Source organism: Streptomyces koelreuteriae, assembly GCF_018604545.1.
GTDB lineage: Bacteria > Actinomycetota > Actinomycetes > Streptomycetales > Streptomycetaceae > Streptomyces > Streptomyces koelreuteriae.
In genome coordinates this window covers 1,377,748-1,390,776 of sequence record NZ_CP075896.1, presented here as the reverse complement: position 1 = coordinate 1,390,776, position 13,029 = coordinate 1,377,748, and the positions used below count along the sequence as shown (strand labels likewise).

The following is a 13,029-nucleotide window of genomic DNA, read 5'->3' as shown; positions in this document are numbered from 1 at the left end:
GGTCGGAGGACTGAGAGAATATGCAGGTCAGGGCGATGCCGTGGGGGCGCAGTGCGATTGAGAGTGGAGTTCACGACCGAGCCCTTCGACCTGGACGAGGCACCCGCGCACGCGCTGGTGGCCCGCGAGGTCGTCGAGGCCGCCGAGCTGGACGCCGTGGACGTCGGCCCGTTCGGCAACACCGCGGAGGGCGGTGCCGACGCGGTGCTCACCGCCGTGGACGCCCTGCTCCGCAAGGCCCTGGAGGCCGGCGCCACCCGGATCTCGCTCCAGGTCAACGTGGCCGAGGAGGGCGAGGCGTGAGCGGCGCCGGGGACGAGCCGTTCATCGCGGCCGTGAAGCCCCTGGTCGACGCCATGGGCGGGGAGATGATCCCGCCGGACGAGGCCGGCCCCGACGACGTCGTTCTGGCCTGGGAGGGCAGCGACGCCGTCGCCGTACGGCTGCCGCAGCTCGCCGACTCCCTCGATCACATCCTCGCCGCGATGGAGCGTCGCAAGGGGCCGCTGGCCGACCTGGACCGCAAGGCGAAGCAGGAGGTCGTACGGATACTCGAGGCGCGCGGCGCCTTCTCCGTGCGGCACGGGGTGGAGACCGTGGCGAGCGCCCTCGGCGTCAGCCGCTTCACCGTCTACAACTACCTGAACCGCGAGAAGGGCGCCTGACCGGCCGCCGTATCCCCGTCCGTATCGGCATCCGTATCGGCGTCGCGAATTTTCAACAAACTGTTGACGTGTCGTCGCGGGAGGGCGTTAGCTATCGGCACGCCCGTTCAGCACGAAGGCCGTAACCGGCCACGGAGGCTCCCGTGACTTCCCCTTCCACGCCGCCGGGCCTGGCCCGGTTCAACACCGTCGAGGAGCACGCGGCCCGCGTCGCGCTCCACGAGGCGTGCGCCTCCACGGCGTGGGCGAAGCGGCTGCTCACCGCCCGCCCCTACGCCACCCCCGAGGACCTGTACGCCGCGAGCGACGCCGCCATGGCGGACCTGACGGTCGCGGACCTGGAGGAGGCGATGGCCGGCCACCCGCCCATCGGCCGCCCCAAGGCCGGCGACCCCACCTCGGCCCGGGAACAGCGCGGCATGTCCGGCGCCTCCGACGCGCTCAAGGCGGAGATGCTGGAGCTGAACCTCGCCTACCAGGAGAGGTTCGGCCATGTCTTCCTGATCTGCGCCACCGGCCGGACCGGCGAGCAGATGCGCGACGCGGTCAGGGAACGGCTCGGCAACCCGCCGGAGCGGGAGCGGGAGATCGTCCGCACCGAACTGGGGAAGATCAACCGCATCCGTCTGGCCCGACTCGTCGAAGAGGACTGACAGCAGCATGAGCACCTCCGCCACCGCCTCCGTGTCCACCCACATCCTGGACACCAGCGTCGGCCGCCCCGCCGAGGGCGTCGCCGTCCAGCTCTCCGCCCGCTCGGGCCGGGACGCGGACTGGCAGACCCTCGGCGGCTCCGCGACCGACGCGGACGGGCGGTGCAAGGACCTGCCGGCGCTGCCGGAGGGCACCACACACGTACGGCTCGACTTCGCCGTGGAGCCGTATTTCGAGAAGAAGCAAGCCGATGCGCAGCAGGACGCCCCCGCGAATCGGGACAGCGGTGCCGTGTTCTTCCCCGAGGTGGCGATCACCTTCGCCGTGAACCCCGGAGAGCATTACCACGTGCCGCTGCTGCTCAACCCGTTCGGCTACTCCGTATACCGAGGGAGCTAGCTACATGCCCACGATCCTGGGACAGAACCAGTACGGCAAGGCCGAGAACCGAGTCGTAAAGATCACGCGGGACGGCGCCACCCACCACATCAAGGACCTGAACGTGTCCGTGTCGCTGAGCGGCGACATGGAGGAGGTCCACTACTCCGGCTCCAACGCCAACGTCCTGCCGACCGACACCACCAAGAACACGGTGTACGCGTTCGCCAAGGAGCACGGCATAGAGTCCGCCGAGCAGTTCGGCATCCACCTCGCCCGGCACTTCGTCACCTCGCAGGAGCCGATCAAGACCGCCCGGATCCGCATCGAGGAGTACGCCTGGGAGCGGATCGAGGCCGCCGACGCCAACTCCCGCTTCATCGGCGCCGACGAGGTCAAGCACTCCTTCGTCCGCAAGGGCCAGGAGACGCGCGTCACGCAGATCACCTACGACGGCTCGTCGTGGGAGGTGATCTCCGGTCTGAAGGATCTCGTCGTGATGAACTCGACCAACTCCGAGTTCTGGGGCTACGTCAAGGACAAGTACACGACGCTGAAGGAGGCCTACGACCGCATCCTGGCCACCCAGGTCTCCGGCCGCTGGCGCTTCAACTGGACCGACGACGACCAGCGCATGCCCCACTGGGAGAAGTCCTACGAGCAGACGAAGAGGCACATGCTCCAGGCCTTCGCCGAGACGTACTCGCTGTCGCTCCAGCAGACCCTGTACCAGATGGGTTCGCGGATCATCGAGAACCGCGGCGAGATCGACGAGGTCCGCTTCTCCCTGCCGAACAAGCACCACTTCCTGGTCGACCTGGAGCCGTTCGGGCTGAAGAACGACAATGAGGTGTACTTCGCCGCCGACCGCCCCTACGGCCTGATCGAGGCGACGATCCTGCGGGACGGCTGCGAGCCGCGCATCCCCGTGGACCTCACCAATCTCTGACGTCCCGCTTTTTCGGCACCCGTGGCCGGGGGAACCCGTCTCCCGGCCGCGGCACTCAAACTCCCGGGGTCCTGCCGTGCCCACTCCACAACAGCGCAAAGGACGAACCATGGCAGCAGACCGGCGCATCGTCATCGAGAACTGTGCGATCGCGACCGTCGACGCGCACGACACCGAGTACGCCTCCGGGTACGTCGTCCTCGCCGGCAACCGCATCGAGTCGCTCGGCGCGGGCACGGCCCCCGAGGGCCTGGAGAACGTCGTACGCCGTATCGACGCCTCCGGTCATCTCGTGACCCCCGGCCTGGTCAACACCCACCACCACTTCTACCAGTGGATCACCCGGGGTCTGGCCACGGACCACAACCTCTTCGACTGGCTGGTCGCGCTCTACCCGGTCTGGGCGCGCATCGACGAGCCGATGGTGCGAGCGGCGGCCCAGGGCTCGCTCGCCGTGATGGCCCGCGGCGGAGTCACCACCGCCATGGACCACCACTACGTCTTCCCGCAGGGCTCCGGCGACCTGTCCGGCGCGATCATCGGCGCCGCCCGCGACATGGGCGTCCGCTTCACCCTCGCGCGCGGCTCCATGGACCGCAGCGAGAAGGACGGCGGCCTGCCCCCGGACTTCGCCGTCGAGACCCTGGACGGCGCGCTGGCCGCGACCGAGGAGACCGTCCGGCAGCACCACGACTCCTCCTTCGACGCCATGACCCAGGTCGCCGTCGCGCCCTGCTCGCCCTTCTCCGTCTCCACCGAACTGCTGCGGGACGGGGCCCAGCTCGCCCGCCGGCTCGGCGTACGGCTCCACACCCACGGTTCGGAGACCGTGGAGGAGGAGAAGTTCTGCCACGAACTGTTCGGCATGGGCCCGACCGACTACTTCGAGTCCACCGGCTGGCTCGGCGAGGACGTGTGGATGGCGCACTGCGTCCACATGAACGACTCCGACATCGCCGCGTTCGCCCGGACCAGGACGGGCGTCGCGCACTGCCCCTCCTCCAACGCCCGCCTCGCGGCCGGTATCGCCCGGGTCCCCGACATGCTCGCGGCCGGTGTTCCGGTCGGCCTCGGTGTCGACGGCACCGCCTCGAACGAGTCCGGCGAACTCCACACCGAGCTGCGCAACGCCCTCCTCATCAACCGCCTCGGCCCGCACAGGGAAGCCGCGCTGAACGCCCGTCAGGCCCTGCGCCTGGGCACCTACGGCGGTGCCCAGGTCCTGGGCCGGGCGGCGGAGACCGGCTCCCTGGAGCCGGGCAAGCTCGCCGACCTGGTCCTGTGGAAGCTGGACACGGTCGCCCACGCCTCCATCGCCGACCCCGTGACCGCCCTGGTCTTCGGCGCGGCGGCCCCGGTCACCGCCTCCTTCGTCGACGGCCGGCAGATCGTCGAGGACGGGCGGCTGCTCACGGCCGACGAGGACGCCATCGCCCGCTCCACGCGGGACGAGGCCCAGCGGCTGGCGAGGATCGCCGCGCAGGGCTGAACACCCCGATGACTCCGGCCGGGAGGGACGGCTCCCGGCCGGTGGCCGTGGACCCGAGCGGGGACCACGGTGCCGTCTCCGGGGCGCGCGGATGCGTGCGCCCCGGAACGGTCCTCCCGTCATCCGCACGTCCGGTCCCGCACGACCACCCGCACCACCTCCTTGACACCCACGGCAGCCATCGACGCGGCCGTGTACCCGACCGGAGGGACGCCGCCGTGGCCGACCACCCCGTTGACGAAAAACTCCCCGCGCTCAAGATGGCGACGACCGGCCTCCAGCACGTGGCCGCCATGTACGCCGGAGTCGTCGCCCCACCCCTGATCGTCGGCGCGGCCATCGGCCTGTCCGCCACCGATCTGACCTTCCTCACCGGCGCCTGCCTGTTCACCGCGGGCCTCGCCACGTTCCTGCAGACCCTGGGCATCTGGAGGATCGGCGCCCGGCTGCCCTTCGTCAACGGCGTCACCTTCGCCGGTGTCGCCCCGATGACCGCGATCGTCGCCTCCACCGAGGACAAGTCCGACGCCCTGCCGATCATCTTCGGCGCGGTCATCGTCGCCGGACTCCTGGGATTCATCGCCGCCCCCTTCTTCAGCAAGGCGGTTCGCTTCTTCCCGCCGGTGGTGACGGGGACGGTCATCACCCTGATAGGCATCTCCCTCCTCCCGGTCGCCTTCGGGTGGGCGCAGGGACCCGACCCGGCGGCGCACGACTACGGTTCGGCGACCAACCTGGGGCTGGCCGCCGTCACCCTGCTGATCGTGCTGCTCCTGCGCCGCTTCACCACCGGCTTCGTCAAACAGATCGCGGTGCTGCTCGGCCTGGTCGCGGGCACGCTGATCGCGATCCCGTTCGGTGCCACGGACTTCGGCCCGGTCGCGGACGCGGCCGTCATCGGCTTCCCGACCCCGTTCCACTTCGGCGCCCCGCAGTTCCAGTTGGCCGCGATCATCTCCCTCTGCGTGGTCATGGTGGTCTCGATGACCGAATCGACCGCCGACATGCTGGCGTTGGGCGAGATAGTCGACCGCCCGGCCGACGAGAAGACCATCGCGGCCGGCCTGCGCGCCGACACCCTCGGCTCGGCGATCAGCCCGCTCTTCAACGGCTTCATGTGCAGCGCCTTCGCGCAGAACATCGGCCTGGTCGCCATGACCAGGATCCGCAGCCGCTATGTCGTCGCCACCGGCGGCGGCTTCCTGGTGCTGATGGGCCTCTGTCCCATGGCCGCCTCCCTGATCGCCGTCGTGCCCCGCCCCGTCCTCGGCGGCGCGGGCGTGGTCCTGTTCGGCTCGGTCGCCGCCAGCGGTATCCAGACCCTGGTCAGGGCCGGCCTGGACAAGGACAACAACGTCCTGATCGTGGCCGTCTCCCTGGCCGTCGGCATCATCCCCATCACGGCCCCGGAGTTCTACCACGCGTTCCCGGAGACGGCCCGGATCGTCCTGGACTCCGGCATCTCGACCGGATGCGTGGCAGCGGTCCTGCTCAACCTGGTCTTCAACCACCTGGGCAACAAGGACGCACAGGACGTCACCCATCCCATGGAGGCGGGCGAGGAACTCACCGGCACCAGCCGGGCCCCGGCCGCCCCCTGAGATCGGCGCGAGAGGTGGAGCGAGGCAGGGGCCCGTCAGTCCTCCGACGGGGCGCCGGAGGTGCGGGAACCGGAGCCGCCCGGCTTCGGCGGGGCCCATGAGGGCTCGGCCTTCGCCTCGGCCGGGTCGGGCTCGGCGAGGGTGAGTCCCCAGGAGTCGTCCTCGCCGATACGGGCCTCGATCTCCTTGATCTGGCCGCTCTTGCCGAAGTAGAGGACCACGACCTGCCGCACGGAACCCTCGTCGTAGAAGTCCGCGGTCACGTCCTCCTCGGCGGCGGCGCCGAAGGCCTTGACCCAGTTCCGGGCCGTGGCGTCGGCCTGCTCGTCGTCGACGGCGAGTGCCGCCAGCCCGGCGGTGTCACCGTCCGCGAGTCGCCAGACGGCCTGCTGCACCGTCTCGAGGCTTCCCGCGGACGGGTAGCCGACGACCTTCAGGGGTCGGTGATTGCCGTAGTCGGTCTGATACGTCAGGGACTTGTCGTCCGATGCGCAGCCCGTCAGAAGTCCGCCCGCGACGACGGCGGACAGTGCGAAGCGGGTGGGTCGGCCGGTACCTGGATGCGGTGAGTTGATCATTTAGAGCCCGAACAACCCCGGGTCCGAGGCCAGTTCCTTGAAGACCTTCGCGGGGTCGGCGACCAGCCTGCGTTCCTTGAGGTCGAGGATGCCGCCGACCGCCGTGATCTCGGCGGCCACCGTGCCGTCGGTCTTGCGGACGGTCTGTTCGATGCGGAAGGTCTTGCCGCCGCCCCAGTCGAAGGCGCAGGTCACCTCGACCTCGTCGCCCGCGAGCAGCTCCCGTTTGTAGCGGATGGTCGTCTCCAGGGCGACCGGGCCCACGCCGGTCCCGGTGAGTGCGGACTGGCTGATGCCCGCCGCGTGCAGCAGTGACCAGCGGGCGTGTTCCGCGTAGTTCAGGTACACGCTCTGGTTGAGGTGACCCTGTACGTCGGTCTCGTAACCACGGACGGTCACAGGGACGGAAAACGGCTCGCTCACGGCATTCCCCTCTCGCACCGGACTCTCATGCAGCGCACAACGATCCACCGATCTTGGCATGCCCATCACGCTCGGCGCGGCGAAGCCAGGAGATACCGGGTTCCGGTGCGCGGTTCGCGGTGGTCGCTCACCTGCCAGCCTGCCCCCTCCAGAACGGCCGCGCAGGCGCGCAGCGCCTCGCCGTCGGGCTCGTGCACGGCCACGGCCTCCGGCTGTGGGGTCGTCCGCACCCGGTATCCCTCCTCGGAGCCCCGCACGGACGGCTGATGCCCGGCCGCCTCCAGGGCGAGCGCGGCGGCCTCCGCCAGATGCGTGCGCTCCCAGCCGCAGGGCCGGTCCACGGACCCGTCCGGGTTGGTCATCCGGCGCAGCTCCAGCAGGCCCTGCCAGGCGCTGTGCACCTCACGGCGCCGGGCCGGACGCCCTGTCTCCGGCGCCGCCTCCTCACCCCCGACGCGCGCCGCGAACACCCCCGTCGACGCGGGAGCCTCAGCGGCCGGCTCGGGCGTCCCCGTCACGCCCTGCCGTATCCGATGCCCCTCCGGTGTCAGAAAGTGATCGTGCGGCGGCCGGGGGTGCCGGAAGGCCAGCCCGCGCTTCACCAGCGCGGCGAGCTGCGCCTCCGTACCCCTGAGCCGCCCGGTCACCGGGTCGGCGGCGTCGATGACACGCCGCTGCGCGGCGGTCGGCGGTCGGGTCACGGCGCGCTCCTCTCCGGCGCAGGCCTCGGGGCACTCGCCCCATCTGCTCGAAGGCTACGACCCGCCACTGACATTCCCAGCCGGGACCGCTCCCCGCCCGGGGCGTCCGTGTCAGACGAGGTCCCGGCGGCGGCCCACAGGCGCCGTGAGCAGATACAGCGGCGGCAGGAGCGCGGCCGCGCACACCGTCCACAGGGTCGCGCGCGTCCCCGCGTACGTGGCGAGCAGGCCGGCGCTGAGGGCGCCGAGGGGCTGGGCGCCCCAGGAGACGAAGCGGACGGTGGCCATGACACGGGAGAGAAGCTCGGGCGGCGACTCGGTCTGGCGGTGGGTGCGGGTGGTGATCGACCCGATGGCGACGCCGCAGGCGAAGCCGGCGTTGCCCAGGGCGAACCAGTACGCGTCGGCGGCGGATGTGGTCAGCGGGACCAGCAGGGCGGCACCGCCCCCGGCCAGCGCCGCACCGACGAGGCCCCGGGCCGTGCCGAACCGCCGGGTGAGGCGAACCGCCACGGCGGCACCCGCGAGCGCGCCGACTCCGTCCACGGCGAGCACCAAGCCGAGTTCTCCGGGCGTCAGTCCGGCCTCCCGGACCAGGTACAGGGGAGTGAGGGCGACCAGGGCGGCGCAGACGAAGTTCGTCGCGGTGGCCCAGAGCATGCAGGGCAGCATCACCGGGTGCCGCGTCACATACGTCCAGCCCTCGCGGATCAGCCGGAGGGCGCCGTCGCCGGAGCGGGGAGCGGGACGGCGCTCGGGGAGGGTGCGCAGCAGCACGGCGGAGAGCAGATAGCTGGCCGAGTCCACCAGGAGTGCGCCGACCGGGCCCGCGGCCTGCACGAGGAGGCCGCCCCCGGAAGGCCCTCCGGTCTCGGTGACGGCGTGCGTGCCGGACATCAGGCTGTTGCGGGCGGCGAGCTGCCGGTCCGGGACGATGGCGGGCAGAAAGGTCGAGTTGCCGATGTCGAAGAGCACGGTCGCGGCGCCGGTGACCAGAGCGGCGAGCAACAGGTGCTGGTAGGTGAGCCGGTCGAGCCACCAGGCGAGCGGGAGGGACCCCACGGCGGCGAACCGTACGAGATCGAGGGTGACCTGGAGGCTGCGGAGCGGGACGCGCTGGGCGATCACTCCGGCCGGGAGGCTGAGCAGCAGCCAGGAGATCTGTCCGGCGGCGGCGAGCAGGGCGGCCTGTAACGCCGTGACGTCGAGGACTGTGAGAGCGACCAGGGGAAGAGCGAGGGCGGTGACGGCTGTGCCCGCGTCGCTGACGGTGGCAGCGGCCCAGTAGCGCCAGAAGACGGCCGGAGGCGTGGTCGCGCGGTGAGTGCGGTGGAGATCGTGCTCCGGGACCGTCGGCGTCTCGCTCATGCGATGCCCATCCTCCAGTGAGTCTCTTTTGGGAACTTACCTGACCTCGAATCAGTTCCTATCCGGAACTGACCCCATGGCGCAAGATGGTTTCGAAGTCAGGACGTTGGATCCGCGAGATGGGAGGCTCATGGTCAGGTCGGTGCCCCAGCGGGACGCCGCCTGTGCGATCGCGCAGGCGGCGGCGGTGGTCGGGGACTGGTGGAGCCTGCTCCTGGTCAGGGAGACCGCACGCGGGCACCACCGGTTCGACGCGCTTCAGGGGGAGTTGGGGATCTCCCGGAAGGTGCTGACCGAGCGCCTCGCGCACCTGGTGGAGTCGGAGGTCCTGGCGAGGGTGCCGTATCAGACCGGCCCGGTGCGGTACGAGTACCGGCTCACGGAGAGCGGGCGGGGGCTGCTGCCCGTGCTGCTCGCGATGCAGGACTGGGCGGACCGCTGGCTGCTCGGCGACGGCTCACTGAGCGGCACGGCCGACGCGGACAGCGCGGAGGCGCTGCGCGTGGCGGGCCTGGTGGGTGAGCGGCTGCCGGTCCTCGAACTGCCGGGGCACCGCGACGGTGAGCCGCTGGACCCGGTGGCCGAGGCCGCCGCCACCGTGCTGTTCTGCTACCCCGCGACCGGTCGCCCGGCTCCGTTGCCGGACGGGTGGGCCGACATTCCGGGTGCCATCGGCTGCACGCTGGAGAACCGGCTGTTCCGGGACGCGTACGACGACTTCCGCGCGGCGGGCGCCGAAGTGCGTGGCGTGAGTACCCAACGCCCGGACGAGCAGCGGGTGTTCGCGGCCGAGGAGGGCATCCCCTTCACCTTGCTCTCGGACGTCGACCTGCGCCTCGCCGCCGCTCTGCGGCTGCCGGTGTTCCGTGCCGGGCAGGCGCTGCGGGTGAAGCGGGCGGTGCTGGTGGTGGACCGCGAACGCGTGGTGCGCCAGGCGCACTTCCCGGTCACGGACATCCCGGGGGCGGTGCGCGAGGCGCTGGCGGTGGTACGGGCGGTGGCGGCGGGAAACTGAACGTGTCGACGCCCCGGGCCGGTACGGAACCGGACGCGGGGCGTCAGTGGGCGTACTTCAGTGATCTGCGGCGTACGAGACGAAGGCGGCCCACTGCTGAGCCCCGAAAGCGAGTTGCGCGCCCTGCACGCGCTTCGAGTCCCGTATGTGAATGCTCTGGGGCGCGAAGGCGACCTCCACGCACTCCGGGCCATCAGCGGTGCTGTAGCTGCTCTTGAACCACTCCAGCGCGTAACCGTTGCCCGACGTGGGGTTGGTCATCATGTCTCTCCCAATGCTTTTTCAATAAAGGCCAGCGACTCGCGGGGCGTGAGAGCTTGGGCCCGGATGATGCCATAGCGGACCTCGAAGACCTGGATCTCCCTGGGGTGCGAGATCAGGCGACTGGTGAGCTGCACCTCGTTGTGCGCCACCGTGTCTCCCTTCTGAAGGCGCAGCAACTGGAGCGATCCGTCCAGACCGGCGTGGTCCTCACGATCCGTGGGCATCACCTGGATCTCCACGTTTCGCCGTCGACCGACCTGCAACAGCCGTTCGAGCTGCTTCCGCATCACCATTCTGCCCCCGAGCGGACGGCGCAGCGTCACCTCTTCCAGGACGAAACTGAAGACGGGACTGGGCTGCCGGTCGAAGATCTCCTGCCGCGCCAAGCGTGCGGCGACGAGCCGTTCGACCTCGTCCTCGGCGAAGGGCGGACGCCGCATGCCGTACAGCGCTCCCGCGTACTCCGGTGTCTGGAGCAGGCCATGGACGACGGAGTTGGCGTAGGCGCACAGCTCGACCGCCTCGGCCTCCAACTTCGCCAGATCCCGCACCTTCTTCGGATACCGGGCCTCCTCCACGTCCCTGCGCAGCCCGACGATCAGCCCTCCGGCGTCCAGCACTTCATCGGCCGCCTCCAGAAACGTCCGGCTCGGCGCCCGCCGCCCCCTCTCCACCGAGGACACCTGCTCCTCGCTGTACCCGATGGCCGTCCCCAACTCGGCCTGTCGGAGCCCCTTTCGTTCGCGGCAGGTCTTGATGACCCTGCCGACCGTCCGCAGTACTCCCGCCGACTCCTCGTCGTCGGCACCGTACGGCTCCATCCCGTCCCCGGTCTGCGACCCCTGCACCGTCACGCCCACGCCCGGACACCTCCTTCTGTCGCCCGACTCCAACTCCCCGTCGGCGTCATGCGTAACGCGACGCCGCACCGGACAGAGCCGGACAGCGACCGGACAATGAGGCTGTGTACCGCCGTCCCCCTGGCTGACGGACCTACTGCCGATACCCGCCGAGGAACCGCCCGATCCGCCCGATCGCCGCCTCCAGGTCGTCCGCGTGCGGCAGGGTCAGGATCCGGAAGTGATCCGGGGTCGGCCAGTTGAAGCCCGTGCCCTGGACCACCTGGATCTTCTCGCGCAGCAGCAGGTCGAGGACGAACTTCTCGTCGTCGTGGATCTTGTGCACCTTGGGGTCGATGCGCGGGAAGGCGTACAGCGCGCCCTTGGGCTTCACGCAGGTCACGCCCGGGATCTCGTTGAGCTTCTCCCAGGCCACGTCCCGTTGTTCCAGCAGCCGCCCGCCCGGCCCGGTGAGGTCGCCGATGGACTGCCGGCCGCCGAGCGCGGCCTGGATGGCGTACTGGGCGGGCGCGTTGGCGCACAGCCGCATGGACGCCAGCATGGTGAGGCCCTCCAGGTAGTCCTTGGCGTGCTGCCTCGGGCCCGTGACGACCAGCCAGCCGGAGCGGAAGCCCGCCACCCGGTAGGTCTTCGACAGCCCGCAGAAGGTGAGGACGACCAGGTCGGGGGCGAGTGCGGCGGCCGAGTGGTGCACGGCGTCGTCGTAGAGGATCTGGTCGTAGATCTCGTCGGCGAACACCATCAGGCCGTGCCGCCGGGCGAGATCGAGGATGCCCTCGACGATCTCCTTCGGGTAGACCGCGCCGGTGGGGTTGTTGGGGTTGATGATCACGACCGCCTTGGTCCGGTCCGTGATCTTCGACGCCATGTCGTCCAGGTCGGGGTACCAGTCGGCCTGCTCGTCGCACAGGTAGTGGACCGCCTTGCCGCCCGCGAGGGTCGTCACCGCGGTCCACAGGGGGAAGTCCGGGGCGGGGATGAGGACCTCGTCGCCGTCCTCGAGCAGCGCCTGTACGGCCATGGAGACCAGCTCCGACACGCCGTTGCCGAGGAAGACGTCGTCGACTCCGACCTCCAGGCCCAGCGTCTGATAGCGCTGGGCCACCGCACGGCGGGCGGACAGGACGCCGCGCGAGTCGGTGTAGCCGTGCGCCTGCGGCAGCATCCGGATCATGTCCTGGACGATCTCCTCCGGCGCCTCGAAGCCGAAGAGCGCGGGATTGCCGGTGTTCAGGCGCAGCACGCTGTGCCCCGCCTCCTCCAGCGCGTTGGCGTGCTCGATGACCGGGCCGCGGATCTCGTAACAGACCTCGCTGAGCTTGCTCGACTGCCGGAACTCCATGCGCGCGCTTCCCCTCGGCCGATTGATGTTGCTTGGTTTTACCAAGTAGCCGCTTGGAAAGTCCAACAACTTGTCTAGACTGCGTCGCATGCCACCTCGCCGAAGCTACGACCAGTACTGTTCCGCCGCCCGCGCGCTCGACCTGGTCGGCGACCGCTGGACCCTGCTGATCGTCCGGGAGCTCCTCGCCGGTCCCCGCCGCTACACCGACCTGCACGCGGACCTGCCCGGCGTCAGCACGGACGTACTCGCCTCGCGGCTGCGGGACATGGAGCGCGACGGCCTCGCGACCCGGCGCAGGCTGCCACCGCCCGGCGCGGCCTCGGTGTATGAACTCACCGAGCGGGGGCGGGAGTTGCTGCCGGTGCTCCAGGCGCTGGGGGAGTGGGGGCAGGCGGACCTGGGGGAGCGGCGGCCGACGGACGCGGTACGGGCGCACTGGTTCGCCCTGCCCCTGCTGCGACAGCTGGACGGGGAGGGGCTGGTCGAAGTCCGGCTGGAGGAAGGGCATTTCCATCTCCACGCCGGTGCCGAGGACGGGCCCGTGTACGGCGACGGGCCCGCACCCGGGGAGCCTGACGCCCTGCTCGTCCTGGACACCGGCACGTGCACGGCCATCGGCCGGGGCGAGCTGAGCCTGGTCCAGGCCGTTAGGGAGGGCCGGGTCGAGGTGAGCGGGGAGGGCACGCTCGCGAAAGCGCTCCGCGACACATGACAGAAGGCCCGCACGAAGCGGGCCTTC

Annotated in this window: 16 protein-coding genes; 9 read left to right on the top strand and 7 right to left on the bottom strand. The window is 70.5% G+C overall.

The features are described 5' to 3' along the window. Window positions 1–51 precede the first annotated feature (51 nt). The 7 genes from KJK29_RS06180 (at window position 52) to KJK29_RS06150 (ending at window position 5,736) form a co-directional block, all read left to right on the top strand. Window positions 52–303: a hypothetical protein gene (locus KJK29_RS06180; protein ID WP_184588829.1), complete on the top strand. Its 252-nt coding sequence runs from the start codon at window positions 52–54 to the stop codon at window positions 301–303. Then, entirely contained in the window at window positions 300–665 is a 366-nt protein-coding gene (locus tag KJK29_RS06175) for a helix-turn-helix domain-containing protein (RefSeq protein ID WP_189721355.1), read from the top strand. Before KJK29_RS06180 ends, KJK29_RS06175 begins: the two co-directional genes overlap by 4 nt. Window positions 666–808: 143 nt before the next feature. Next, a complete protein-coding gene (uraD, locus tag KJK29_RS06170) occupies window positions 809–1,318 on the top strand; it encodes a 2-oxo-4-hydroxy-4-carboxy-5-ureidoimidazoline decarboxylase (protein WP_215117687.1) in 510 nt (169 codons plus the stop codon). 7 nt (window positions 1,319–1,325) lie between these two features. Next, window positions 1,326–1,718, top strand: a complete 393-nt coding sequence (gene uraH / locus KJK29_RS06165) for a hydroxyisourate hydrolase (protein WP_215117686.1) — start codon at window positions 1,326–1,328, stop codon at window positions 1,716–1,718. 4 nt (window positions 1,719–1,722) lie between these two features. Then, on the top strand, window positions 1,723–2,646 hold the full coding sequence (pucL, locus tag KJK29_RS06160) for a factor-independent urate hydroxylase (RefSeq protein ID WP_215117685.1): 924 nt from the start codon (window positions 1,723–1,725) through the stop codon (window positions 2,644–2,646). Window positions 2,647–2,755: 109 nt separating this feature from the next. Continuing rightward, window positions 2,756–4,135, top strand: a complete 1,380-nt coding sequence (locus tag KJK29_RS06155; protein WP_215117684.1) for an 8-oxoguanine deaminase — start codon at window positions 2,756–2,758, stop codon at window positions 4,133–4,135. A 218-nt stretch (window positions 4,136–4,353) separates the two neighbouring features. After that, the gene (locus tag KJK29_RS06150) at window positions 4,354–5,736 is read left to right on the top strand and encodes a nucleobase:cation symporter-2 family protein (RefSeq protein WP_215117683.1); all 1,383 of its coding nucleotides are present in this window, start codon (window positions 4,354–4,356) and stop codon (window positions 5,734–5,736) included. A 35-nt stretch (window positions 5,737–5,771) separates the two neighbouring features. On the opposite strand, the gene KJK29_RS06145 is transcribed toward KJK29_RS06150, so the two are convergent. The 4 genes from KJK29_RS06145 to KJK29_RS06130 all read right to left on the bottom strand — a co-directional run bounded on the left by KJK29_RS06145 (window position 5,772) and on the right by KJK29_RS06130 (window position 8,806). Next, the gene (locus KJK29_RS06145; protein WP_215117682.1) at window positions 5,772–6,314 is read right to left on the bottom strand and encodes a hypothetical protein; all 543 of its coding nucleotides are present in this window, start codon (window positions 6,312–6,314) and stop codon (window positions 5,772–5,774) included. Beyond that, the gene (locus tag KJK29_RS06140; RefSeq protein WP_215117681.1) at window positions 6,315–6,737 is read right to left on the bottom strand and encodes an acyl-CoA thioesterase; all 423 of its coding nucleotides are present in this window, start codon (window positions 6,735–6,737) and stop codon (window positions 6,315–6,317) included. A 65-nt stretch (window positions 6,738–6,802) separates the two neighbouring features. Continuing rightward, window positions 6,803–7,438 (bottom strand): hypothetical protein, encoded by a 636-nt coding sequence (locus KJK29_RS06135; RefSeq protein WP_215117680.1) that lies wholly within the window; start codon window positions 7,436–7,438, stop codon window positions 6,803–6,805. A 111-nt stretch (window positions 7,439–7,549) separates the two neighbouring features. Further along, the gene (locus KJK29_RS06130) at window positions 7,550–8,806 is read right to left on the bottom strand and encodes an MFS transporter (protein WP_215117679.1); all 1,257 of its coding nucleotides are present in this window, start codon (window positions 8,804–8,806) and stop codon (window positions 7,550–7,552) included. Window positions 8,807–8,936: 130 nt separating this feature from the next. Between KJK29_RS06130 and KJK29_RS06125 the strand changes: the two genes are divergently transcribed. Then, window positions 8,937–9,821: a winged helix-turn-helix transcriptional regulator gene (locus KJK29_RS06125; protein ID WP_215117678.1), complete on the top strand. Its 885-nt coding sequence runs from the start codon at window positions 8,937–8,939 to the stop codon at window positions 9,819–9,821. 57 nt (window positions 9,822–9,878) lie between these two features. Here the strand turns inward: KJK29_RS06125 and KJK29_RS06120 are convergent, their stop codons facing one another. The 3 genes from KJK29_RS06120 to KJK29_RS06110 form a co-directional block, all read right to left on the bottom strand. After that, window positions 9,879–10,085 carry a DUF397 domain-containing protein gene (locus KJK29_RS06120; protein WP_407700479.1) on the bottom strand — a complete coding sequence of 69 codons (207 nt, stop codon included), beginning with the start codon at window positions 10,083–10,085 and terminating at the stop codon, window positions 9,879–9,881. Beyond that, on the bottom strand, window positions 10,082–10,906 hold the full coding sequence (locus KJK29_RS06115; protein ID WP_215124178.1) for a helix-turn-helix domain-containing protein: 825 nt from the start codon (window positions 10,904–10,906) through the stop codon (window positions 10,082–10,084). Before KJK29_RS06115 ends, KJK29_RS06120 begins: the two co-directional genes overlap by 4 nt. Window positions 10,907–11,078: 172 nt before the next feature. Then, window positions 11,079–12,287, bottom strand: a complete 1,209-nt coding sequence (locus tag KJK29_RS06110; RefSeq protein ID WP_215117677.1) for a pyridoxal phosphate-dependent aminotransferase — start codon at window positions 12,285–12,287, stop codon at window positions 11,079–11,081. An 88-nt stretch (window positions 12,288–12,375) separates the two neighbouring features. Between KJK29_RS06110 and KJK29_RS06105 the strand changes: the two genes are divergently transcribed. Then, window positions 12,376–13,002 (top strand): winged helix-turn-helix transcriptional regulator, encoded by a 627-nt coding sequence (locus KJK29_RS06105; RefSeq protein WP_215117676.1) that lies wholly within the window; start codon window positions 12,376–12,378, stop codon window positions 13,000–13,002. Window positions 13,003–13,029: the final 27 nt, after the last annotated feature.